The following is a 21,958-nucleotide window of genomic DNA, read 5'->3' on the forward strand; positions in this document are numbered from 1 at the left end:
GGGACGAGACGGTGAAGCGCTTCGAGCGGCTTGAACAGATCCGGCGCATGGACCCGTACGAGGACGCGTTCGAGATCTACCGGCTCACTGCGGCCTACGAGTTCCCCTGGGACTTCACCCGCGCCCTGGAGCTCGCCCTGTACCGCACCTACGCGGTCCCGAGCATCGGCCGCCTGCTGGCCGAAACTGCGGAACTCACGGACCGCTCCCAGAAGCGCTACGACGACACCTCGCTGCTCCTCGACGCCGTCGTGGAGCACGGCTTCGACAGCGAACAGGGCCGTACGGCCGTGCGCCGCATCAACCGGATGCACCGCAGCTACGACATCAGCAACGACGACATGCGCTATGTGCTCTGCACGTTCGTCGTGATGCCCAAGCGGTGGATCGACGCGTACGGATGGCGCCGCCTGTCGCGCCACGAGACCGTGGCCTCCAGCGTCCACTACGGCACTCTCGGCCGCCGTATGGGCATCAAGGACATCCCGGGGACCTACGAGGAGTTCGAGGCCTGCCTCGACGCCTACGAGAAGGCCCGTTTCGCCTGGGACGAGGACGCGCGGCGGGTCTCGGACGCCACGCTCGACCTGATGGCCTCCTGGTACCCGCGGCCTCTCGCACCCGTCCTGCGGACCGCCACGCTGGCCCTGCTCGACGAACCGCTCCTGAAGGCCTTTCGCTACACCCCGCCGGGCCCGGCCGTCCGCACGCTGGTGCGCACAGCCGTACGCGCGCGTGGACGCGCGGTCCGACTGCTGCCGCCCCGCCGCACCCCGCACTACGCGCGGCAGAACTGGGAGATCAAGGGCTATCCGAACGGCTACCGCCTGGACGAGCTGGGCACCCGCCCGGTGCCCGGCGTACGCGGCTGCCCGGTCCGGCACATCGCCGACGAGTCAGCCGCCCAGTGAGTCCAGGGTCTCGCGCAGCCAGCTGATCTCGGCCCGGGACGTGGCCCGCGCGATGGTCAGCACACCGCGCCGGAACGGGTCGTCGACCTCCTCGGCGCGCAGGGGCCGGTCACCGTCGTAGAAGAAGCTCGACGGCTCTTCGAGGAAGGCCAGCCGGCGACGGAGTACGGCCGCCTGGGCGGCGGAGTCGTCCAGGTGCCGCAGGAACGTGAGCACCGTGAACCACCGGTTCTCGTCGGTGATGTCGCGCTCGGCGGGCTCGGCGAGCCGTCGGCGCAGTTCGCCCCCGCCCTCCTCGGTGAGCCTGAGGACGTGCCGAGGGGCGGCCACCGCCCCGGGCTCGGTGGCGCGCACCAGCAGGCCGGCCTTCTCGAGGCGCTTGATCGCCGGATAGAGGGTGCTCTCCGCCACCGGGCGCACGTGTCCCGTCAGCGCCGTGAGGCGTTTGCGCAGCTCGTAGCCGTGCAGCGGGGTGTCGTACAGGAAGCCGAGGATGGCGAGCTCCAGCATGCCCACATTCTGCCGGAGACGTGAGGTACCTCGCTGTAGTCGTACTACGGACTCCACATATTTCGACTACGGAATACATCGGCACCGAGGTATGGTGAGACCGGAATGATCAGTCGGATGCTCCGAGGGGGAACGATGCGGCAGGCCGAGTTCGACGACAGGGGAAGCCGGGTCCGTTGGACCGAGACGCCGGGTGCGGAACCCGCACGCGTGTACGTGCACGGACTGGGCGCCGCGTCGGCGGTCTACCACGCGCACGTGGCGGCACGGCCCGAACTCGCGGGCCGGCGCAGCCTGTTCGTCGACCTTCCCGGGCACGGTGTCAGCGACCGGCCCGAGCACTTCGGATACACACTCGAGGAGCACGCCGACGCGCTGGCGGCCGCGCTGGACGCGGCGGCCGTGAGCGGGGCGGAACTCGTCGCCCACAGCATGGGCGGTTCCGTGGCCATCGTCCTCGCCCGCCGCCGGCCCGACCTGGTCGCGCGGCTCGTCCTCACGGAGGCCAACCTGGACGCCTCCCCGCCGCCCGCCGCGGGCAGCAGCGGCATCGCCGCCTACACGGAGGAGGAGTTCCTCGACGGCGGATACGCGCGCGTGCTCGACCGGGTCGGTCCGCTGTGGGCCGCCACGATGCGGCTGGCCGACCCGCGCGCCCTGCACCGCAGTGCCGTCGCGCTCAGGTGCGGCTCCGACCCGGTCATGCGCGAGATCCTGACCGGGCTCGACCGGGTCGACCGGGTGTACCTCCAGGGCGAACTCACCGGGCCGCTCGAGGGAGCGGACGCCCTGGAGAGAGCGGGCGTCCGCGTCGTGACGGTGCAGGGCGCCGGTCACAACGTCATGTTCGACAACCCGGACGCGTTCGTCGAGGCGGTCGCCGCCGGGGCGTGAGCCGTCAGCCCTCCCGGACGGCCAGTGCCAGGAAGCGGGTGTCCTCGTCGACGTACGACGTCATGCGCCAGCCGGAACCGGCCAGCAGGGGGCGCAGGTTCGGCTCGGCGCGCAGGTCCTGCGGCGTGATCTGCCGGCCCTGCCGGGCCGCGAGTGCGGCCCGGCCGATCGGGTGGAACAACGCCAGGACCCCACCGGGCCGCACCACCCGGGCCAGCTCCCGCAGGTTCTCCGCCGGCCGGGACAGATGGGCGATGAGCCCCGCGGCGAACACCGCGTCGAGTGCGCCGGGACGCAGCGGGAGCGCGGCGACGTCGGTGAGCAGCAGCCGCCCGTCGCGGTCGCGCCCGGCCCGTACGGCGGCCTGAAGCATGGCCAAGGTGAGATCGGCCCCCACGACCACCCCCGAGGGCCCGACGGCCGCGCGCAGCGGCGTGAGGGCCCGTCCGGTGCCGCAGCCCGCGTCCAGCACGCGATCCCCCTCCCGCAGTCCGAGCTCGGCGACCGCGGCCGCGTAGGCGGGACCGTCGTCGGGGAAGCGGTCGTCCCAGTGCGCCGCGCGTGCGCCGAAGAACTCCTGGACGTGTGTGTGGTCGTCGCTCATGTTCCGCATGATCCCTCACCGACAGGGAGGACGTCGCTGCGCGCACGTTCGAGCGTCAGGCGATCGGATCGGCGCACATATGCGTCACATTCCCTCACCTTTCGAAATGCGCCCCCTTTGTGCACCCGTGCCCCCACTAGCGTCCCCTGGCCATGGGACACCTGGACCACGCCGCCTTCGGCTGGCTGACCCCCGTGCTGTCGTACGTGATGGCCTGCATCGGCGCCGCCCTCGGTCTTCGCTGCACCGTGCGCGCCCTCGGGGCCACCGGGCGCTCGCGCCGCAACTGGCTGATCACCGCCGCCTCCGCCATCGGCACCGGCATCTGGACCATGCACTTCGTGGCCATGCTCGGCTTCGGCGTCGGCGGCACCGACATCCGCTACGACGTTCCGCTGACCGTGCTCAGCCTCCTCGTCGCCATGGTCGTCGTCTGCGCCGGTGTCTTCGCCGTCGGCTACGGCCGCGACCGCACGCGCGCGTTGCTCATCGGCGGGCTCACCACCGGTCTGGGCGTCGCGAGCATGCACTACCTGGGCATGGCCGCGGTCCGCCTGCACGGCGACGTCGCCTACGAACCGGCACGCGTCGCGCTCTCCGTCCTCATCGCCGTCGTCGCCGCGACCGCGGCTCTGTGGGCGGCGCTCAACATCAAGTCGCCGGTCGCCGTCACCGTCGCCTCACTCGTGATGGGGGCGGCGGTCAGCAGCATGCACTACACCGGCATGTTCGCGGTCAGCGTGCGGGTCACGCCGTCCGGAGCGGCACTGCCCGGGGCCACGGCGATGCAGTTCATCTTCCCCCTCGCCGTCGGCCTCGGGTCCTATCTCTTCCTGACCTCGGCCTTCGTCGCCCTGTCGCCCACCACGGGGGAGCGCGACGCCTCCGCCTCGGCCCAGCAGCCGGTGGAGAGCGTCACCGGCCGCAGGCCGGCCCGGACCGTCTGACGGGCGTGGACGGCACGCCCCCCGAACTTCTTCCGAGCGAGGAGGCCATGCGTACACCCCGGAGGACCCCCACGGCAGGCGCCGAGGCGCCGCCGCCCGTGCGCGGCCGTCGCGCCCACGCCGGGCCGCCCGCCGACGAGGGGCCGCGCGAGCGGACCGGCCCGTCGGCCGACGTCATACCCCTGCGCGCAGGACGCTGGCAGATCCGTCCGCGCACCGTGCGAGCCAAGATCATCTGCCTGCTGATGGTGCCGGCCGTCTCCTTGCTGGCCCTGTGGGCGTACGCCACCGTCAGCACCGCCCAGGACGTCTCCGCACTGCGCCAACTGCAGCGCGTTGACTCCCAGGTCCGCACCCCCGTATCGGCCGCGGTGGCCGCCCTGCAGGCCGAGCGGGCGGCCGCCGTCCGCTACGCGACCGATCCGGCAGCCGGACGGGACACCGACCTCAGGACGCTCGCGCGGCAGACAGACGCGGCCGTGGCCAGGCTCCGGCTCGGCGACCACAGCACCGTCGCCGACGGCCAGGACCTGCATCCCGAGGTCGCCCGGCGGCTCGCGGCCTTCGTCTCCGGAGCCGACGGGCTGCGCACCCTGCGGACCGCCGTCCTCGACGGCAGCGCCGGCTGGGAGGAGGCCTACGACCGGTACACGACCACGATCTCGGTGGCCTTCTCGGTCGGCGGCGCGCTCTCCGGCATCCAGGACGCGGAACTGGGCTCCGACGCGCGCGTGCTGCTCGAGTTCTCCCGCGCGGGCGAGGCGCTGGCCCAGGAGGACGTCGTCCTCGCCGGCGCCCGCCCGACCGGCCGCCTCGACGGCCGGCGGCTGCGGCTGTTCACCGGCGCCGTCGAGACGCGCCGCGCCCTCACGGAGGCGGCCGTCGCCGACCTGCGGGGCCCCGAGCGCACCGCCTGGCAGCGCCTGGCCGCAGGCGGCGACTACGCGGCGCTGTCCGCCACCGAGGACAAGGCACTCGCGGGCGGACCGGGCAGAAGGGCGATGGCGGCGGCTCCGGCGGCCACCTGGGACAAGGCCCGGGCACGCGTGCAGGACGGCATGCGCGACATCGAGGAGGCCGCCGGGCGGGACGCAGCGCAGCGCGCCGACCCGTTCACCCGCGGGCTGCTCACCCCGGCCGGTGCCGCGGTCCTGTTCGGCCTCGCCGCCGTCGCCGCCTCCCTCGTGATCTCCGTCCGCATCGGACGCGGTCTCGTCGTCGAACTGGTCGGCCTGCGCAACGACGCCCTGGAGATCGCCCGGCGCAAACTCCCCGAGGCCATGCGCAAACTGCGCGCCGGGGAAGAGATCGACATCCGGGCCGAGGCCCCGCCCGGCCCGCCCTCCGAGGACGAGACCGGCCAGGTCGCCGAGGCCCTGACCACCGTGCACCGGGCCGCACTGCGAGCCGCCGTCGAGCGCGCCGAACTCGCCAGCGGCATCTCCGGGGTGTTCGTCAACCTCGCCCGGCGCAGCCAGGTCCTCGTCCACCGCCAGCTGAGCCTCCTGGACACCATGGAACGCCGCTCCGACGACCCGAACGAACTGAGCGACCTCTTCCGGCTCGACCACCTCACCACCCGCATGCGACGCCACGCCGAGAGCCTGATCATCCTCTCCGGAGCGGCACCCGGCCGGGCCTGGCGCATGCCGGTCTCCCTGACCAACGTGGTCCGAGCCGCCGTCTCCGAGGTCGAGGACTACGCGCGCGTGGAGGTACGACAGCTCCCCGAGGCGTCCGTCGCCGGCGCCGCCGTCGCCGACCTCACCCACCTGCTCGCCGAACTCGTCGAGAACGCAGCCCAGTTCTCGCCCCCGCACACGCGCGTGCGCATCACCGGTGAACCCGTCGGCAACGGCTACGCCGTCGAGGTCGAGGACCGCGGCCTCGGCATGGGCAAGGAGACCCTCGAAGAGGCCAACCGGCGCATCGCGCAGTCCGAGGCGCTCGACCTGTTCGACAGCGACCGGCTCGGTCTGTTCGTCGTCAGCCGGCTCGCCGCCCGGCACGGCGTCAAAGTGCACCTGCGGACCTCGCCCTACGGCGGCACCACGGCGGTCGTCCTGCTGCCGACGGCCCTGCTGCACACCGGCAAGCCGGAACGTTCCGCCCGGGAGGCGGCGGAGGCCGGGCAGCCGGCGGAACACGCGTACGCGCGGGTGCCCGCACCCGACCGGACCGCCGCCGAGCAGGAGGCCGTCCCCGCTCCCGCCGACCGGCCCGCGCTGGTCGCCCCCGTCCGGGCCGCCGCCCGCCCGGCGGCCGCCGACCCGCCGCCCCCCGGAGTCACCGCCTTGCGCCTGCACCGCCCACCGGACGACTCCCATGGACCCGACCGCTGCGACGGACCGGACGACTTCCACGGCCCGGACGACTCTCACGGCCCGGACGGCTCGCACGGATCGGATCGCTCCGACGGATCGGACGACCTCCCGCGCCGGGTCCGTCAGGCGCACCTCGCCCCCCAGCTGCGCCGGCCGCCCGCCGAGGAACCGGCCCCCGAGGCACGCCCGCGCGACGACGCACGCACCCCCGAACTCGTCCGGGACCGGATGGCCGCCTATCGGGCCGGCTGGGCACGCGGCGGCGGCAGGCAACCCGGCCGCGGTGCCACCCCGGAATCCGCACCGGGCAGCGACAGCAGCGAAGGAGACCCCGCATGATCCAGGACCCGAGCACGCGGCCGACCCAGCGGTCCGGTGAACTCGACTGGCTGCTGGACGACTTGGTGATGCGCGTCAGCGAGGTACGGCACGCCGTGGTGCTGTCCAACGACGGCCTGGCCGTCGGCGCCTCCACCGGCCTCAGGCGCGAGGACGCCGAACACCTCGCCGCCGTCGCCTCCGGCTTCCACAGCCTCGCCAAGGGCGCGGGCCGCCACTTCGGCGCCGGCGGCGTCCGCCAGACCATGGTGGAGATGGACGACGGCTTCCTGTTCGTGGCCGCCGCCGGAGACGGCTCCTGCCTCGCCGTCCTCACCGCCGTGACCGCCGACATCGGCCTCGTCGCGTACGAGATGGCGCGGCTGGTCAAGCGGGTCGGTGAGCACCTCTTCACCCCGCCGAGACTCACGACGCGGCCACCCGCCGCCGGATGACACGAGAGAGCGACCGGCCGAGATGACCGAGGACATGACCGGCGTCCCGCGCGAGCTGGGCAGCCAGTGGTACGACAACGAGGCCGGGCCCCTGGTGCGCCCGTACGCCATGACGGGCGGGCGCACCCAACCCGGTCCCACCGGAGTGCGCTTCGATCTGATCGCCCTGGTCACCCTGGACCCGGGCGCGCCCGGCACGGACGGCATGGCGCTCGGGCCCGAACACCGGACGCTCATCGCCCTGTGCCGCACGGAGACCCAGTCCGTCGCCGAACTCGCGGCCGGCGCCGATCTCCCCGTGGGCGTGGTCCGGGTCCTCCTCGGCGACCTTCTGGAACTCGGCTGTGTCACCGTCAGCCGGCCTGTGCCGCCCGCTCATCTGCCCGACGAACGCATCCTGCGCGAGGTGATCGAGGGGTTGCGGGCCCTGTGACCCGCGGCGCACACCTTCGGACCGCGCATGCGCAGAGGACGGCCAGATCAGGCGAATTTCGGTCGAACTCCCCGGAAAGGGGACCCGGTTGTCATGATGCTGACTTCGCACACCTGCACACAAGCCGTCCTCTCCCGAGAGAAGTGATCCATGGTCCCCGAGCACTCCGACGCCGCGGGTGGCGACACGGCCCCCCTGGCGTTGAAGATTCTGGTCGCCGGCGGGTTCGGCGTGGGCAAGACCACCCTGGTGGGCGCCGTCAGTGAGATCAAGCCGCTGCGTACCGAGGAACTCCTGAGCGAGGCGGGCCAGTGGGTGGACGACACGGACGGAGTGGACCACAAGGTCACGACGACCGTCGCGATGGACTTCGGCCGGATCACCATCCGCTCCGGCCTCTCCCTCTACCTGTTCGGCACCCCGGGGCAGGACCGTTTCTGGTTCCTCTGGGACGAGTTGTCGCAGGGAGCCCTGGGCGCGGTGGTCCTGGCGGACACCCGGCGCCTGGAGGACTGCTTTCCCGCCGTCGACTACTTCGAGCACCGGCACATCCCGTTCGTCGTCGCCGTCAACTGCTTCGCGGGCGCGCGCAGTCACGGCGCGCAGGACGTCTCGCGGGCCCTCGACCTCGACGGGGGCACCCCGGTCGTCCTGTGCGACGCCCGGGACCGGGACTCGGGCAAGGAGGTGCTGATCCGGCTCGTCGAGTACGCCGGGCGGATGCACACCGCCCGGCTGCTCGACTCGGTGAGCTGACGAGACGCCGCTCAGCCGGCGACGGCGTTCATCGCCAGCACCTTGTCGATCCCGACGCGCACGAGCAGTTCACCGGGCACGCCGTTGCGGACGCCGAACTCCTCGGCACGGTCCTCGCCCATGTACCGGGCGCCGATACGGGCCGCCCAGTGACGGACTTCGTCGAGGTCCTCCGTCAGCCGGGCGCGGCCCTGGAGCACCACGTAGCCGAACGGCGGCCGGTCGTCGTCCACACACAGGGCGACCCGGCCGTCCCGCGCCAGATTGCGCCCCTTCACCGTCTCCTTGCCGGTGGTGAACACCACCTCGTCACCGTCGAGCACGAACCAGATCGGCGCCACGTGCGGACTGCCGTCGGCCCGCACCGTGGACAGCTTTCCCGTGCGGGTGCCGTACGAGACGAACGCCCGCCACTCTTCGTCGGTCATCTTCTGCGCCATGCCGCCATCCTCCTTGCTCCGGCAGCGGGTCCTGGGTAAGGCTGGCGGGCGTTTCCTCCCGCGAGGCGGAGGCGACACGGGGGACATCACACGGGGAACGTCACCACGGGGAGACGGAACATGGCGCAGAACCAGGGACTGGGCTGGCTGCTGGACGACCTGACCCAGCGCGTCGACCATGTCCGGCACGCACTGGTGCTGTCCAACGACGGGCTGGTCGCGGGGGCGAGCACCGGACTGCGCCGCGAGGACGCCGAGCACCTCGCCGCGGTCTCGTCCGGACTGCACAGCCTGGCCAAGGGATCCGGACGGCACTTCGGCGCGGGGCAGGTACGGCAGACAATGATCGAGTTCGATGACGCGCTGCTGTTCGTCACCGCGGCCGGCTCGGGGAGCTGTCTGTGCGTGCTCAGCGGTGCCGAGGCCGACATGGGCCAGATCGCCTACGAGATGACCTTGCTCGTCAGCCGGGTCGGCGAGCACCTGACCGTGGACGCACGGCAGCCCGACCGGGCCCCGCTGACAGATCTCTGACCTGCGTGTTCTCGGCTCTCCCGGAGTTATCCACAGGGTCGCCACGGGATCCGCGATTCCGGCTACGGTTTTTTCCGAGGCCACCGCGGACGATCGCGGGCCGCCTGATCCCACTTCACTCCACGGGGGAGACCGATCATGTCCGGAAACACCGTCGCACCACAGCGAGCCCCGTCGTGCTCCGCGGGCCGCGCCGCCCGGGAACTGGGCCTGAAGCGCAGCGAGTTCGACCTCGCCGTGCATCTGGGGCGCATCAGGACCGTCCCCGACGAAGGCGGAGGGGGCCGCCGGGTGCCCCGCACGGAGATCGACCGGCTGCTCGGTTCGGCCGGTGAGGTGCGCGAGGACGTCCGGGTCGTGGGCACGGGCGAGGCCGCCGCCCTCATGAACGTCCCGGCCTCCCGGTTCACCCGGCTCGCGCGACTGGGCCTGCTCGTACCGGTCAAGTTCTACCTCAACCGCTATCGGGCCGTCGTCTGGCTGTACCTGGCCGCGGAAGTGGAGCAGTTCGCGGCCGACGAGAACAACGCACCTTGGCTCACCGGCCGGACACCCGAGCGGATGCGCGCGCACATGGCCGCGGGCCTGGACCTGCGGGCCCGGAACTGGCGGGGCCGCCACCTGGGCTTCCTGCTCCGGCTCGCCGACGGGCCCTGGCAACGGGCCGGAGCCCTGTCCGGGTTCCTCGACCCCCTGCACGTCGCGGAACTCGTCGAGGATCCCTACGAGCGCTCCCACCTGAACAGGTTCCGGCCCCCACCGCCGGCCCAGGGCGCACCGGGGACCCCGGCCGGGCACCTCGTCGAGAAGCTCATGACGGCGGACGACCCCGACGAGAGCGGATGGCTGAGGTCCGACCTGGTTCGCACCCTGGCCGAGGCCCGCGCGCAGGAGCCCGCGCCACGCCCCACCCCGGCTCCGCCGGTCCCCTCCGCCCTCGCTGTACGGCCGGTTCCGCACCCGTCCCCGTCCCCGCCTCCGGCGCCGGAACCGCGGACGCCGGAGCGGCCCCGGCGCTCGCCGCGCGGCCTGCTGGGCCGGCTGTGCCGCAGAAGCTCCTGACACACGCGCCCTACAGCGCGCGGAACAGGCCTTCCTGGACGACCGACACCAGCAGACGCCCCTGGAGGTCGTAGATCCGCCCGCGGGCCAGCCCGCGTCCACCGGTCGCGATCGGTGACTCCTGGTCGTACAGGAACCACTCGTCCGCGCGGAACGGCCGGTGGAACCACATCGCGTGGTCCAGCGACGCCATGTCGAAGTTCCGCGGACCCCACAGGGGTTCCACCGGCAGCCGGACGGCGTCCAGGAGGGTCATGTCACTGGCGTACGTCAGCGCGCAGGTGTGCACGAGCGGATCGTCGCCCAGCGGCCCGACCGCGCGCATCCACACCGCGCTGCGCGGCTCGGCGCCCTTGACGTCCTCCGCGCTCCAGCGCAGCCGGTCCGCGTACCGGATGTCGAAGGGCTGACGGCGCGCCATCCGCTCCAACTGCTCCGGCAGTGCCCCGAGATGCGCCCGGACCTCCTCCGTCACCGTCGGCAGCGACTCCGGGTCCGGGACCTCGCGGGCCGGCGGCAGCTGGTGCTCGAAGGGACCTTCCTCAGGCTTGTGAAAGGAGGCGGTGAGATTGAAGATCGTGCGGCCCTGCTGCACGGCGGTGACCCGGCGGGTCGTGAACGACCGCCCGTCCCGCACCCGTTCGACCTGGTACACGATCGGCACGCCCGGCCGCCCAGGGCGCAGGAAGTACGCGTGCAGCGAGTGCACGGGCCGGTCGCCCTCGGTGGTCCGGCCGGCCGCGACCAGTGCCTGGCCGGCCACCTGGCCACCGAAGACCCGCTGCAGGGACTCCTGCGGACTGCGGCCCCGGAAGATGTTGACCTCGATCTGCTCCAGGTCGAGCAGGTCGACGAGCCTGTCGGCGGGGTTCGTCATCGGTGCGCTTCTCCTGTGCCTCGCGCTGTCGTCACAGTTGGCCCACGTCCGTGACGCGGACGACCGCCCGTCCCTCCGCGTCGGAGGCCGTGAGGTCGATCTCCGCGCTGATGCCCCAGTCGTGGTCGTCGTTGGGGTCGTCGAAGATCTGGCGGACCCGCCACAGACCGTTCTGCGGCTCCTCCTGGAGCACCAGCAGTTTGGGTCCGCGCGCGTCCGGACCCGTGCCGAGGTCGTCGTACTCGTCCCAGTACTTGTCCATCGCCTCGCCCCACGCGTCGGCGTCCCAGCCGGACTCGGCGTCCAGTTCGCCCAGCTCCTCGACCTGGTCGAGAGCCGCCAGCTCGACCCGCCGGAACATCGCGTTGCGGACCAGGACCCGGAAGGCCCTCGCGTTGGCGGTGACCGGCTTGACCTCGTCGGCCTTCTCCTGGGCCTCCTCGGCGGTCATCTCCTCGGGGTTGGCGAGCTGCTCCCACTCGTCCAGCAGGCTGGAGTCCACCTGGCGCACCATCTCGCCCAGCCACTCGATCAGATCCTGCAGGTCCTCCGACTTGAGGTCGTCGGGGACGGTGTGGTCGAGAGCCTTGTAGGCGCTGGCCAGGTAGCGCAGCACGATGCCCTCGGTACGGGCCAGCTCGTAGTGCGACACCAGCTCCGTGAAGGACATCGCCCGCTCGTACATGTCACGGATGACGGACTTCGGCGACAAGGGGTGGTCGCCCACCCACGGATGGCTCTTGCGGTACGTGTTGTAGGCGTGGAAGAGCAACTCCTCCAGGGGCTTCGGGTACGTGATGTCCTGGAGCCGCTCCATGCGCTCCTCGTACTCGACACCGTCCGCCTTCATCGCGGCCACGGCCTCGCCGCGCGCCTTGTTCTGCTGGGCGGCCAGGATCTGCCGCGGGTCGTCCAGCGTGGACTCGACGACGGAGACCATGTCCAGCGCGTACGACGGCGACTCGGGGTCGAGGAGTTCGAACGCGGCCAGCGCGAACGTGGACAGCGGCTGGTTCAGCGCGAAGTCCTGCTGCAGGTCCACGGTGAGGCGGACGATCCGGCCGGTGGCGTCCGGCTCGTCCAGCTTCTCGACGATCCCGCCGTCCAGCAGCGAGCGGTAGATCGCGATCGCGCGCCGGATGTGCCGCAGCTGCTGCCGGCGCGGCTCGTGGTTGTCCTCCAGCAGATGGCGCATCGCCTCGAAGGCGTTGCCGGGCCGGGCGATCACCGACAACAGCATCGTGTGCGTCACCCGGAACCGGGACGTCAGCGGCTCCGGCTCCGACTCGATCAGCTTCTCGAAGGTGTTCTCCGTCCAGCCGACGAAGCCCTCCGGCGCCTTCTTGCGCACCACCTTGCGGCGCTTCTTCGGGTCGTCGCCCGCCTTGGCGAGCGCCTTCTCGTTCTCGATGACGTGCTCGGGCGCCTGCGCGACCACGAAACCGGCCGTGTCGAACCCGGCCCGCCCGGCCCGGCCCGCGATCTGGTGGAACTCACGCGCCCGAAGCGTGCGCACCCGGCTGCCGTCGTACTTCGTCAGCGCCGTGAACAGCACGGTGCGGATGGGCACGTTGACACCGACGCCGAGCGTGTCCGTACCGCAGATCACCTTCAGCAGTCCGGCCTGGGCGAGCTTCTCCACCAGACGCCGGTACTTGGGCAGCATGCCGGCGTGGTGGACACCGATGCCGTGCCGTACGTACCGGGAGAGGTTGCGGCCGAACTTGGTGGTGAAGCGGAAGTTGCCGATCAGCTCGGCGATCTGCTCCTTCTCCTCACGCGAGCACATGTTGATGCTCATCAGCGCCTGCGCCCGCTCCACCGCCTGCGCCTGCGTGAAGTGCACGATGTAGACGGGCGCCTGCTTCGTCTCCAGCAGGTCGGTGAGCGTCTCCGTCATCGGGGTGTAGCGGTACTCGTAGGACAGCGGCACGGGCCGGGTCGCCGAGCGGACCACCGCGGTGGGGCGGCCGGTGCGCCGGGTGAGGTCCTTCTCGAAGAAGGAGACGTCGCCGAGCGTCGCCGACATGAGGACGAACTGCGCCTGCGGCAGCTCCAGGATGGGGATCTGCCAGGCCCAGCCGCGGTCACCCTCGGCGTAGAAGTGGAACTCGTCCATGACGACCTGGCCGACGTCCGCGTGCTTGCCGTCGCGCAGCGCGATCGAGGCGAGCACCTCGGCGGTGCAGCAGATGACCGGGGCGTCGGAGTTGACGGACGCGTCACCGGTCAGCATGCCCACGTTCTCCGTGCCGAAGATCTTGCACAGCTCGAAGAACTTCTCCGACACCAGCGCCTTGATCGGGGCGGTGTAGAAGGTGACCTCGTCCCGCGCGAGGGCCGCGAAGTGCGCGGCCGCCGCGATCATGCTCTTGCCGGAGCCGGTCGGCGTCGACACGATCACGTTCGCCCCGGAGACCACCTCGATCAGCGCCTCCTCCTGGTGGGGGTAGAGCGTCAGACCGCGCTCCTCGGCCCAGGACTCGAAGGCTTCGTACAGGGCGTCGGGATCTGCGGTCGGTGGCAACTGATCGATGAGGGTCACGCCCCCATCTTGCCTGCCCGCGCGCCCGATGGGGGAATCGGCTGCCGGCCCGAAGATCACGGCCGCTACGCTGTGTCGCCGACGGAGCGTCATCGCACCCGGTCAACTGGACAGCGGCACACAAGGAACAGGGCGGGCAACGGCCATGATGGGACCAGCACACTCACTGTCGGGAGCCGCCGCCTGGCTCGGCGTCGGTGCGGCGGCCGCGGCGGCCGGCCACACCATGCCCTGGCCGGTGCTCCTGTGCGGTGCGCTGATCTGCGCCGGTGCGGCGCTCGCACCGGACCTCGACCACAAGGCCGCCACGATCTCCCGCGCCTTCGGTCCCCTCTCGCGCTGGCTGTGCGAGGTCGTCGACAAGCTCTCCTACGCCGTCTACAAGGGCACCAGGAAGCAGGGCGACCCGCGCCGCTCCGGCGGGCACCGCACGCTCACCCACACCTGGCTGTGGGCCGTCATGATCGGCGCGGGCGCCTCGGCGCTGGCGATCGCCGGTGGCCGCTGGGCGGTGCTGGCGATCCTCTTCGTGCACATGGTGCTGGCGATCGAGGGCCTGCTGTGGCGGGCGGCGCGGGGCTCCAGCAGCGATGTGCTGGTGTGGCTGCTGGCCGCGACCAGCGCGTGGATCCTCGCCGGAGTGCTGGACAAGCCCGGCAACGGCGCGGGCTGGCTGTTCACGGAACCCGGTCAGGAGTACCTGTGGCTCGGGCTGCCGATCCTGCTCGGCGCCCTGGTGCACGACATCGGGGACGCGCTGACCGTCTCCGGCTGCCCGGTGCTGTGGCCCATCCCGATCGGGCGCAAGCGCTGGTATCCGGTGGGTCCGCCCAAGGTGATGCGGTTCCGGGCCGGCAGCTGGGTCGAGCTGAAGGTGCTGATGCCGGTGTTCATGGTGCTCGGGGGAGTGGGCGCGGCGGCGGCGCTGAACGTCATCTGACGCGGGCCGCGCGCGGGGGCGAGCGCTCAGGCGCTTCCGCCCTCGCCGTAGCGGCGCTCGAAGCGGGCGATGCGGCCCTCCGTGTCCACCGTGCGGGCCTTGCCGGTGTAGAAGGGGTGGCTCTCCGAGGAGATCTCCACCTCCACCACGGGGTACGTCTCGCCGTCGTCCCACTCGATCGTTTGGTCGCTGGTCGCGGTGGACCGGGTGAGGAAGGCGTATCCGGCGGCGCGGTCGCGGAAGACGACCGGGCGGTAGTCGGGGTGCTCGTCCTGCCGCATGAGGGCTCCTCGTCGTCGAGCGGTGGGGGCGACGGAACAGGTGCCCGCCGGTCAGCCGGACAGGGTGTCCTCGTCGACGATGTGCATCGCGGCCTCCTCCGCGGAAGCGGCCGCCCCGTCGATGCCGACATCGGTGGCCACCAGGGCGCTCTCCTCGTCCTCGTGGGTCCCCTCGTCCGGTGCCACGAGCCGGCCCGACCGGGCCGCGCCGACCTCGTTGTCGAGGAGTTCCCCGTCGGTGCCGTCGCAGTCGCCGAGGCCGTCCCCGTCGGGGGCGGCGAGGTCGGGCATCTCCTCCGCGAGCCGTTGGTCCAGGGTCTCGCCCTGCCGACGCTCCGCGGCCGTCACCCCGGAGTGTTCCACGGCCCAGGGCCGCTCCGGAGGGGACCAGCCGCGGTCGAGGGGATCCGCGACGCCGTCGTCCACGAGCGTGTCCTCCGCGTCGAGCAGTCCCGTGTCCTCCTGGATGTCGGAGGCGTCGGGCTGGTAGACGTCGTCCCCCCATCCGTCGGCGCTGTTCACGGGTACCTCCAGGGGGTGACGGGCCCGTTCTCACCGCGATCGGCGGTGCGGCACCGCCGTACGGGGCACCGGCCGGGCCCGGCGTGCCGCGGACGGATCCGGGCGGCCGTGCCCCGCGCGGGTGCCGGTATCCAGCGTTCCATCCCGCTTCGGCACCGCGCAACGCCAGAGCGGAGGTGGAGCCGGGAGCGGGGCGCCGGGGCCGGCGGGCCGGGCGGTGCACCTGCGACGACCCGCAGCCCCACCGCGCGTCGGCGGGTCCCACCGACGCGCTTCCCGGCCCCGCCCGCCGACGCTACCGCCGACGGGACCCCCTCACCCGTGCCAGGACCGCCACAGCGCCGCGTACGCCCCGTCCGCCGCGACCAGCTCCGTGTGGCTGCCCAGCTCGCTGATGCGGCCGTTCTCGACGACGGCGATGACATCGGCGTCATGGGCGGTGTGCAGGCGGTGGGCGATGGCGACGACGGTGCGGCCGTCCAGGACCCGGGCGAGGGACCGCTCCAGGTGCCGGGCGGCACGCGGGTCGAGCAGCGAGGTCGCCTCGTCCAGGACCAGGGTGTGCGGATCGGCCAGCACCAGCCGGGCCAGCGCGATCTGCTGGGCCTGCGCCGGAGTGAGCGCGACCCCGCCCGAGCCGACCTCGGTGTCCAGGCCGTCGTCCAGCGCGCGGGCCCAGGCGTCCGCGTCGACCGCGCCCAGGGCCGCCCACAGCTCGGCGTCCTCGGCCCCGGTCCGGGCGAGCCGCAGATTGTCCCGCAGGGAGCCGACGAAGACGTGGTGCTCCTGGTTGACGAGCGCCACGTGGGAGCGGACCCGCTCGGCCGTCATCCGGGACAGCTCGGCGCCCCCGAGGGTGATCCGGCCGTCGCGCGGCGCGTAGATGCCGGCGAGGAGGCGGCCCAGGGTGGATTTGCCCGCGCCCGAGGGTCCGACCAGGGCCAGCCGGGTTCCCGGGGCGACCTCCAGGGACACCTTGCGCAGCACGTCGACGCCCTCGCGGTAGCCGAAGTGGACCCGCTCAGCGAGCACGTCCCGCCCGTCCGGCGCCAGCCCGCTCTCCCCGGCGTCCGGCTCGATGTCCCGCACCCCTACGAGACGGGCGAGCGACACCTGCGCGACCTGCAGCTCGTCGTACCAGCGCAGGATGAGGTTCACCGGGTCGACGAGCATCTGGGCCAGCAGCGCCCCGGCGGTCAGCTGGCCGACGCCGATCCAGCCCCGCAGGACCAACACGCCGCCGAGCATCAGGACCGATCCGAGCACCGTGACGTGCACCAGGTTGATGACCGGGAACAGCACCGACCTCAGCCACAGGGTGTAGCGCTCCCAGGCGGTCCACTGCCGGATTCGCAGCTTCGACAGTTCGACGCGGCGCTCGCCGAGGCGGTGGGCCTCGACGGTGCGCCCGGCGTCCACGGTCTCGGCCAGCGCGGCGGCCACCGCGGCGTACCCGGCGGCCTCCGAGCGGTAGCCGGACGGCGCCCGCTTGAAGTACCAGCGGCAGCCGGCCAGCAGCAGCGGCACCGCGACCAGCACGGCCGGTGCGAGGGGCGGTGCCATGACGACGAGGCCGCCGAGCAGCAGCCCGGCCCACATCACGCCGATGGTCAGCTGGGGCACGGCCTCGCGCATCGCGTTGGCCAGCCGGTCGATGTCGGTGGTGATGCGGGACAGCAGGTCTCCCGTACCGGCCCGCTCCAGCACGCCGGGCGGCAGCCGGACCGACCGGACGAGGAAGTCCTCGCGCAGATCGGCCAGCATGCGCTCGCCGAGCATGGCGCCGCGCAGCCGCACCTGATGGACGAAGGCGGCCTGGACGACCAGAGCGAGCACGAACAGCGTGGCGGTGAACCCCAGATGGAGCTCGCGCGTCCCGTCGGACAGCCGTTCCACCAGATCGCCCAGGAGCCACGGACCCACCATCGAGGCGACCGTGGCGACGGTGTTGACGAGCAGCAGGACCAGGAAGGCTCGGCGATGCCGGCGCAGCAGTTCGGCCACGTAGGCGCGTACGGTCGCGGGGGCGCCGACGGGCAGCGTGTTCGCCGTCGTCGGTGCCGCCGGGTCGTACTCCGGTGGCGGCACGCCGATCATGCGGTCTCCTCGATCTCTTCCAGTTCGTTCAGCTTGTTCTCGCCGAGCCGGGTCAGCGCGTCGCCCAGAGCCGTCTCCTCGTCGGTCTCGCGGGTGACCACGGCCCGGTACCGGGGCTCGCCGAGCAGCAGTTCCCGGTGCTCACCGGCCGCGGCGACCGTGCCCTCGTGCACGAGCACCACCCGGTCCGCCCGGTCGAGCAGCAGCGGGGACGAGGTGAACACCACCGTCGTGCGTCCGGACCGCAGTTCCCGCAGCCCCTCGGCGATCCGTGCCTCGGTGTGCGAGTCCACGGCGGAGGTGGGCTCGTCCAGGACGAGGACCTCCGGGTCGGTGAGCAGCGACCGGGCCAGGGCGAGCCGCTGCCGCTGGCCGCCGGACAGGGAGCGGCCGCGTTCGGTGATGCGGGCGTCCATCGGGTCGTCGGCGTCCAGGGAGCCCTGCACGAGGGCCTCCAGGACGTCCTCGCACTGGGCGGCGGCCAGAGCGGCACGTGCGTCCACGGCGCCCGACGCGGGCACGTCGAGCAGTTCGCGCAGTGAACCGGACAGCAGTACGGGGTCCTTGTCCTGCACGAGGACGGCCGTACGCGCGGTGTCCAGCGGGAGTTCGTCCAGCGGGACGCCGCCGAGCAGCACCGACGGACCGTCCTCCGGCGGATGGCCGCCCAGCCGTTCGGCGAGCCGCCCGGCCGCGTCCGGGTCGCCGCACACCACCGCGGTGAGCCGGGCGGCCGGGGCGAGCAGTCCGGTCGACGGGTCGTACAGGTCGCCGGAGGGAAGGTCCGCCGCGCGCGATCCGCCGGCGTCCGTGACCCGTTCCAGCGACAGCACTCGTGCCGCGCGTGTGGCCGAGGGCCGCGAGAAGGAGTAGGCCATCGCGATCTCCTCGAAGTGCCTGAGGGGATACGTCAGGACCATCACGGAGCTGTAGACCGTGACCAGTTCACCGACGGAGACCCGGCCCTCGCGGACCAGATGGACGCCGTAGCAGACGACCGCGATCAGCAGCAGGCCCGGCAGCAGCACCTGGAGGGCGGTGATGAGGGACCACATGCGGGCGCTGCGCACGGCCGCGTGCCGGACCTCCTGGGAGGCGCGGCGGTAGCGGTCGAGGAAGAGTTCCTCGCCGCCGATGCCGCGCAGTACGCGCAGGCCTGCCACGGTGTCCGAGGCCAGTTCGGTGGCGCGCCCCGCCTTCTCGCGCTGGAAGTCGGCCCGGCGCGTCGCGTGGGGCAGCAGCGGCAGCACCGCGAGCGCGAGGACGGGCAGTCCCAGGGCGACCACGATGCCGAGGGCCGGCTGGTAGACGACCAGGCCCACGCAGACCAGCACGACCGTCAGCGCCGCGGCGGTGAAGCGGGAGACGGCTTCCACGAACCAGCCGATCTTCTCGACGTCACCGGTGGAGACGGCCACGACCTCGCCGGCCGCCACCCGCCGGGTCAGCGCCGATCCGAGGTGCGAGGCCTGGCGGGCGAGCAGTTGCTGGACGCGCGCGGCGGCGGTGATCCAGTTGGTGACGGCGGCCCGGTGCAGGAAGGTGTCCCCGAGTGCGGTGGCCGCACCGCACAGGGCCATCAGTCCGCCGGTGAGGGCGAGCCGGGTCCCGGAACGGTCGACCACCGCCTCGATGGCGAGGCCCACGCAGAACGGCTGTGCGGAGACGGCGACGAAGTGCAGCAGCCCCCAGGCCAGGGATTTCAGCTGGCCGCCCAGTTGGTTGCGGCCGAGCCACCACAGGAAGCGAGGTCCCGAGCGCGCGTCCGGCACACCCGGGTCGGGATACGGAAGGTCTTGGATCTGCATGACGTCCCAGTGGCTCGTGTCAGGGGGTGAGGGGGGAGAGAGGCGGGTGAACGTACGGGAAGGGCCCGCGAGGGGCGGCAACAAACCGTGAAAGGTTCGCGTCACAGCGTGGTCGGAATCAACTGGTTTTCCGCGGCGGGCGCATCGATCCGGCTGCTCGCCGACACGATGGGGATGTCCGGAATCTGACGTGAATGCCCGGAAAGTGATGCGAGCATGGGCGGATGCGACATGGCGGTAGGTGGTCCCAAGGGGCCGTGAAGGTGGCCGGAGTTCTCCTCCTCGCGGCACTGTCCGCTTGCGGCAGCGCCGGCACGGGTCAGGGCGGTGGCAGGGCGCAGGTGGGTGCCGGGGGCGGTCGTGCGGCGCCGAGTACGCCCGCGCCCGAGCCGACCCGGATCCCGGACCTGGGGGACCGGATGCACGGGCGCATTCCCGCCGCGTCCCGTCAGGTGCTCGCGGTGTACGGCGAGGGAGAGGACTCCGCGGAGGCCACCGCCGTGCTGTACACCAGGCGGGGCCGGGTCTGGGAGCGTGTCCGCGGCTGGCCCGCGCACAACGGCAAGAAGGGCTGGACCGCGGACCACCGTCTCGGGGACAACCGCAGTCCCGTCGGCGTGTTCACGCTCACCGCCGCGGGCGGCGTCCTGGACGACCCCGGGACGAGGCTGCCGTACACCCAGTCGGAGGACTACGCGGCGCCGCGCTGGTGGGACCGCTCGCACTGGCACGACTTCGACTACGTCATCGCCATCGACTACAACCGCGTCGCGGGCACCCCGCCCGACGATCCGACGAAGCCCCTGGGCGAGGAGAAGGGTGGCGGGATCTGGCTGCACCTGGACCACGGTGACGGCACGTCCGCCTGCGTCAGCCTGTCCAAGGACGCCATGGAGTACCTGCTGCGCACGCTCGACCCGGATCGGTATCCGGTGGTGGTGATGGGGGACAGGGCCGCGCTGAAGGCGTAGCGCCGGTGGGGGAGGTGTCATTGCGGGGAGCGGCCGACTCCCCGTAGAACACCGCCCATGAAGAGACGGTTAATCATGTCCATGCTCACCGGGGTGGCCCTTCTGGTGAGCACCTTCCCGGGCGCGGCTCCGGCGCGATCGGCAGACATCCCCGCCGAGTTCGGCGCAGACTGGCACGACCCGGTGACGGCGGCGCCGCCGGTGGACCGGCCTTCCGGCGGGTCCTGTCACGTCACGCTCGCCGAGGCGCAGTTCCGGGACTTCACCCCGTACAGGGGCACCTACACCCCGCCGAAGGGCTGTGACGACCGCTGGAGCAAGGTCGTTCTGCGCCTCGACGGCAAGGTGAAGGGACGTCAGTTCGACCGGCTCGGTTTCGTGCGCGTCGGCGGGGTCGAGATCTTCCGTACGTCGACGCCGGAACCTTCACCCGACGGCATCGGGTGGTCCGTGGAGAAGGACGTCACCCGGTACAGCGACACCTTCCGCGGCAGCCGGGACGTCGAGATGCTGATCGGGAACGTCGTCGACGACACGTACACCGGAGTCATCGACGTGAAGGTCACGCTGACGTTCTACGCCGGGAAGCCGGCCGCGGCGCCCGACCGCGTCCTCACCCTGACCGACGGCGCGACCCTCACCACCCCCCGCAACAGCGAACGCGTCGTCGCCGAGGTGTACGCCACCGGATCCGGAGGAGGGTGCGAGGAGTACTGGTATCTGACGGTGCCCGAGGAGGCGCCCTACTCCTGCCGGGCGGAGGACGGCCCGTACCGTGAGGTGCAGGTCAGGGTCGACGGACGGCTGGCCGGCATCGCCACCCCCTTCCCGGCCGTGTGGACCGGCGGCTGGTCCAACCCCTTCCTCTGGTACGTGATCCCGGGCCCCCGCGCCTTCGACGTCAAGCCGATCGAATACGACCTGACGCCCTTCGCCGGAATCCTCAACGACGGGCGCCCGCACCACGTCGAGGTGTCCGTCGTCGGTGTGCCGGAGGGGCGGAGCGGCTGGAGCACTCCGGTCAACGTGCTGGTCTGGCGGGACGCCGGCAGGGCCGTCGTACCCGGAAAGCTGCTGGGGAGCGAGGCGGGCGACCTCCTCGACGCCACCGTCCACACGCCCGGCGCGGAACACCGCCTCGACACCGAGGGCGGGCACCGGCTGACCGTCGCCGGGTACCTCGACACCTCCCGCGGCCGCGTGACCACCACCGTCACCCGCAGCCTCGCCCACACCTCCGTGCACCGCTGGACCGACGGCGAGACCGTGGACGGCCTGGACGCCACCTGGACGGACGACGAGAAGATCACGGTCGACCTCCGCGGACGGGCCGTCACCACCCGGACGCACCGCACCTACACGATGAACGGCGCGACCACCCTCGGCGCCGACGACCGACTGCGGACGGTACTGACGCTCGGCGACCGGGCCGACGCCCTGACGACCCGGAACGGCCGGCGTGTGGCGTGGTCGCGGCTCGACGACACCTACACGGGTGACGCCACGTACACCGTGGGCGTGCCCCGCGACCAGCGTCACGCGGTCGGTACGACGAGCGAGCGCTACCGGCTGCGCGGTTCGGGCGGCTGTCACGACCGCCGACTGACCACGGTTCAGGGGGTGCTGACCGAGGATCACGCCGACTGTTGAGCCGCCACGCGTGCGACGCGTCACGCGTGGCGGGATTTACGCGACGGAAACGCGCAGGTCTTGTGCGCGATCAACGACA

Annotated in this window: 21 protein-coding genes; 12 read left to right on the forward strand and 9 right to left on the reverse strand. The window is 72.2% G+C overall.

From position 1 onward, the window contains the following. The first annotated feature begins 11 nt into the window (after nucleotides 1-11). Nucleotides 12-911 carry an oxygenase MpaB family protein gene (locus tag ACFY30_RS10935; protein ID WP_390844875.1) on the forward strand — a complete coding sequence of 300 codons (900 nt, stop codon included), beginning with the start codon at nucleotides 12-14 and terminating at the stop codon, nucleotides 909-911. On the opposite strand, the gene ACFY30_RS10940 is transcribed toward ACFY30_RS10935, so the two are convergent. After that, on the reverse strand, nucleotides 897-1,421 hold the full coding sequence (locus ACFY30_RS10940; protein WP_390657478.1) for a PadR family transcriptional regulator: 525 nt from the start codon (nucleotides 1,419-1,421) through the stop codon (nucleotides 897-899). The genes ACFY30_RS10935 and ACFY30_RS10940 overlap by 15 nt on opposite strands. A gap of 135 nt (nucleotides 1,422-1,556) precedes the next feature. Here ACFY30_RS10940 and ACFY30_RS10945 point away from each other — a divergent pair, with 135 nt between their 5' ends. After that, nucleotides 1,557-2,315 (forward strand): alpha/beta fold hydrolase, encoded by a 759-nt coding sequence (locus ACFY30_RS10945; RefSeq protein ID WP_390845269.1) that lies wholly within the window; start codon nucleotides 1,557-1,559, stop codon nucleotides 2,313-2,315. 4 nt (nucleotides 2,316-2,319) lie between these two features. On the opposite strand, the gene ACFY30_RS10950 is transcribed toward ACFY30_RS10945, so the two are convergent. Then, the gene (locus tag ACFY30_RS10950; protein WP_390844876.1) at nucleotides 2,320-2,919 is read right to left on the reverse strand and encodes a class I SAM-dependent methyltransferase; all 600 of its coding nucleotides are present in this window, start codon (nucleotides 2,917-2,919) and stop codon (nucleotides 2,320-2,322) included. Between the two features lie 152 nt (nucleotides 2,920-3,071). Here ACFY30_RS10950 and ACFY30_RS10955 point away from each other — a divergent pair, with 152 nt between their 5' ends. From ACFY30_RS10955 to ACFY30_RS10975, 5 genes are all read left to right on the forward strand, one after another. After that, entirely contained in the window at nucleotides 3,072-3,866 is a 795-nt protein-coding gene (locus ACFY30_RS10955) for an MHYT domain-containing protein (RefSeq protein ID WP_390844877.1), read from the forward strand. A 47-nt stretch (nucleotides 3,867-3,913) separates the two neighbouring features. Continuing rightward, complete coding sequence (locus ACFY30_RS10960) at nucleotides 3,914-6,529, forward strand: nitrate- and nitrite sensing domain-containing protein (protein WP_390844878.1); 2,616 nt, start codon at nucleotides 3,914-3,916, stop codon at nucleotides 6,527-6,529. Beyond that, nucleotides 6,526-6,963: a roadblock/LC7 domain-containing protein gene (locus ACFY30_RS10965; RefSeq protein ID WP_390844879.1), complete on the forward strand. Its 438-nt coding sequence runs from the start codon at nucleotides 6,526-6,528 to the stop codon at nucleotides 6,961-6,963. The genes ACFY30_RS10960 and ACFY30_RS10965 overlap by 4 nt, the downstream gene beginning before the upstream one ends. Before the next feature lie 22 nt (nucleotides 6,964-6,985). Further along, entirely contained in the window at nucleotides 6,986-7,396 is a 411-nt protein-coding gene (locus ACFY30_RS10970; RefSeq protein ID WP_390844880.1) for a DUF742 domain-containing protein, read from the forward strand. A gap of 150 nt (nucleotides 7,397-7,546) precedes the next feature. After that, the gene (locus ACFY30_RS10975; RefSeq protein WP_390844881.1) at nucleotides 7,547-8,152 is read left to right on the forward strand and encodes an ATP/GTP-binding protein; all 606 of its coding nucleotides are present in this window, start codon (nucleotides 7,547-7,549) and stop codon (nucleotides 8,150-8,152) included. Between the two features lie 11 nt (nucleotides 8,153-8,163). On the opposite strand, the gene ACFY30_RS10980 is transcribed toward ACFY30_RS10975, so the two are convergent. Continuing rightward, nucleotides 8,164-8,592: a PPOX class F420-dependent oxidoreductase gene (locus tag ACFY30_RS10980; RefSeq protein ID WP_390844882.1), complete on the reverse strand. Its 429-nt coding sequence runs from the start codon at nucleotides 8,590-8,592 to the stop codon at nucleotides 8,164-8,166. A gap of 120 nt (nucleotides 8,593-8,712) precedes the next feature. Here ACFY30_RS10980 and ACFY30_RS10985 point away from each other — a divergent pair, with 120 nt between their 5' ends. Continuing rightward, nucleotides 8,713-9,126, forward strand: a complete 414-nt coding sequence (locus ACFY30_RS10985) for a roadblock/LC7 domain-containing protein (protein ID WP_390844883.1) — start codon at nucleotides 8,713-8,715, stop codon at nucleotides 9,124-9,126. Nucleotides 9,127-9,264: 138 nt separating this feature from the next. Continuing rightward, nucleotides 9,265-10,188, forward strand: a complete 924-nt coding sequence (locus tag ACFY30_RS10990; RefSeq protein ID WP_390844884.1) for a DUF6397 family protein — start codon at nucleotides 9,265-9,267, stop codon at nucleotides 10,186-10,188. A gap of 10 nt (nucleotides 10,189-10,198) precedes the next feature. Here ACFY30_RS10990 and ACFY30_RS10995 read toward each other — a convergent pair whose 3' ends face one another. Both ACFY30_RS10995 and ACFY30_RS11000 read right to left on the reverse strand, forming a co-directional pair. Then, nucleotides 10,199-11,065 carry an acyl-CoA thioesterase gene (locus tag ACFY30_RS10995; RefSeq protein ID WP_390844885.1) on the reverse strand — a complete coding sequence of 289 codons (867 nt, stop codon included), beginning with the start codon at nucleotides 11,063-11,065 and terminating at the stop codon, nucleotides 10,199-10,201. 31 nt (nucleotides 11,066-11,096) lie between these two features. Beyond that, nucleotides 11,097-13,610 carry a DEAD/DEAH box helicase gene (locus tag ACFY30_RS11000; protein ID WP_390844886.1) on the reverse strand — a complete coding sequence of 838 codons (2,514 nt, stop codon included), beginning with the start codon at nucleotides 13,608-13,610 and terminating at the stop codon, nucleotides 11,097-11,099. A gap of 145 nt (nucleotides 13,611-13,755) precedes the next feature. On the opposite strand from ACFY30_RS11000, the gene ACFY30_RS11005 reads away from it, so the two are divergent. After that, complete coding sequence (locus ACFY30_RS11005; RefSeq protein WP_390844887.1) at nucleotides 13,756-14,550, forward strand: metal-dependent hydrolase; 795 nt, start codon at nucleotides 13,756-13,758, stop codon at nucleotides 14,548-14,550. Nucleotides 14,551-14,576: 26 nt separating this feature from the next. On the opposite strand, the gene ACFY30_RS11010 is transcribed toward ACFY30_RS11005, so the two are convergent. From ACFY30_RS11010 to ACFY30_RS11025, 4 genes are all read right to left on the reverse strand, one after another. After that, entirely contained in the window at nucleotides 14,577-14,831 is a 255-nt protein-coding gene (locus ACFY30_RS11010) for a type B 50S ribosomal protein L31 (protein WP_390844888.1), read from the reverse strand. Between the two features lie 51 nt (nucleotides 14,832-14,882). Then, nucleotides 14,883-15,353, reverse strand: a complete 471-nt coding sequence (locus ACFY30_RS11015; RefSeq protein WP_390844889.1) for a DUF5709 domain-containing protein — start codon at nucleotides 15,351-15,353, stop codon at nucleotides 14,883-14,885. Nucleotides 15,354-15,668: 315 nt separating this feature from the next. Continuing rightward, a complete protein-coding gene (locus ACFY30_RS11020; protein WP_390844890.1) occupies nucleotides 15,669-17,450 on the reverse strand; it encodes an ABC transporter ATP-binding protein in 1,782 nt (593 codons plus the stop codon). After that, nucleotides 17,447-19,258, reverse strand: a complete 1,812-nt coding sequence (locus tag ACFY30_RS11025) for an ABC transporter transmembrane domain-containing protein (protein ID WP_390844891.1) — start codon at nucleotides 19,256-19,258, stop codon at nucleotides 17,447-17,449. Before ACFY30_RS11025 ends, ACFY30_RS11020 begins: the two co-directional genes overlap by 4 nt. Nucleotides 19,259-19,482: 224 nt before the next feature. Between ACFY30_RS11025 and ACFY30_RS11030 the strand changes: the two genes are divergently transcribed. Both ACFY30_RS11030 and ACFY30_RS11035 read left to right on the forward strand, forming a co-directional pair. Further along, on the forward strand, nucleotides 19,483-20,229 hold the full coding sequence (locus ACFY30_RS11030) for a L,D-transpeptidase family protein (protein ID WP_390844892.1): 747 nt from the start codon (nucleotides 19,483-19,485) through the stop codon (nucleotides 20,227-20,229). A 57-nt stretch (nucleotides 20,230-20,286) separates the two neighbouring features. Continuing rightward, the gene (locus ACFY30_RS11035; protein WP_390844893.1) at nucleotides 20,287-21,879 is read left to right on the forward strand and encodes a peptide-N4-asparagine amidase; all 1,593 of its coding nucleotides are present in this window, start codon (nucleotides 20,287-20,289) and stop codon (nucleotides 21,877-21,879) included. Nucleotides 21,880-21,958: the final 79 nt, after the last annotated feature.

This window comes from Streptomyces sp. NPDC000345, assembly GCF_042898825.1.
Classification (GTDB): Bacteria; Actinomycetota; Actinomycetes; order Streptomycetales; family Streptomycetaceae; genus Streptomyces.

Excerpts from the sequence above, each read along its gene's own strand:
- ACFY30_RS10940 (WP_390657478.1), bottom strand. The coding sequence starts at position 1,421 with ATGCTGGAGCTCGCCATCCTCGGCTTCCTGTACGACACCCCGCTGCAC.
- ACFY30_RS10945 (WP_390845269.1), top strand. The coding sequence starts at position 1,557 with ATGCGGCAGGCCGAGTTCGACGACAGGGGAAGCCGGGTCCGTTGGACC.
- ACFY30_RS10950 (WP_390844876.1), bottom strand. The coding sequence starts at position 2,919 with ATGAGCGACGACCACACACACGTCCAGGAGTTCTTCGGCGCACGCGCG.
- ACFY30_RS10955 (WP_390844877.1), top strand. The coding sequence starts at position 3,072 with ATGGGACACCTGGACCACGCCGCCTTCGGCTGGCTGACCCCCGTGCTG.
- ACFY30_RS10960 (WP_390844878.1), top strand. The coding sequence starts at position 3,914 with ATGCGTACACCCCGGAGGACCCCCACGGCAGGCGCCGAGGCGCCGCCG.
- ACFY30_RS10965 (WP_390844879.1), top strand. The coding sequence starts at position 6,526 with ATGATCCAGGACCCGAGCACGCGGCCGACCCAGCGGTCCGGTGAACTC.
- ACFY30_RS10970 (WP_390844880.1), top strand. The coding sequence starts at position 6,986 with ATGACCGAGGACATGACCGGCGTCCCGCGCGAGCTGGGCAGCCAGTGG.
- ACFY30_RS10975 (WP_390844881.1), top strand. The coding sequence starts at position 7,547 with ATGGTCCCCGAGCACTCCGACGCCGCGGGTGGCGACACGGCCCCCCTG.
- ACFY30_RS10980 (WP_390844882.1), bottom strand. The coding sequence starts at position 8,592 with ATGGCGCAGAAGATGACCGACGAAGAGTGGCGGGCGTTCGTCTCGTAC.
- ACFY30_RS10985 (WP_390844883.1), top strand. The coding sequence starts at position 8,713 with ATGGCGCAGAACCAGGGACTGGGCTGGCTGCTGGACGACCTGACCCAG.
- ACFY30_RS10990 (WP_390844884.1), top strand. The coding sequence starts at position 9,265 with ATGTCCGGAAACACCGTCGCACCACAGCGAGCCCCGTCGTGCTCCGCG.
- ACFY30_RS10995 (WP_390844885.1), bottom strand. The coding sequence starts at position 11,065 with ATGACGAACCCCGCCGACAGGCTCGTCGACCTGCTCGACCTGGAGCAG.
- ACFY30_RS11005 (WP_390844887.1), top strand. The coding sequence starts at position 13,756 with ATGATGGGACCAGCACACTCACTGTCGGGAGCCGCCGCCTGGCTCGGC.
- ACFY30_RS11010 (WP_390844888.1), bottom strand. The coding sequence starts at position 14,831 with ATGCGGCAGGACGAGCACCCCGACTACCGCCCGGTCGTCTTCCGCGAC.
- ACFY30_RS11020 (WP_390844890.1), bottom strand. The coding sequence starts at position 17,450 with ATGATCGGCGTGCCGCCACCGGAGTACGACCCGGCGGCACCGACGACG.
- ACFY30_RS11025 (WP_390844891.1), bottom strand. The coding sequence starts at position 19,258 with ATGCAGATCCAAGACCTTCCGTATCCCGACCCGGGTGTGCCGGACGCG.
- ACFY30_RS11030 (WP_390844892.1), top strand. The coding sequence starts at position 19,483 with ATGCGACATGGCGGTAGGTGGTCCCAAGGGGCCGTGAAGGTGGCCGGA.
- ACFY30_RS11035 (WP_390844893.1), top strand. The coding sequence starts at position 20,287 with ATGAAGAGACGGTTAATCATGTCCATGCTCACCGGGGTGGCCCTTCTG.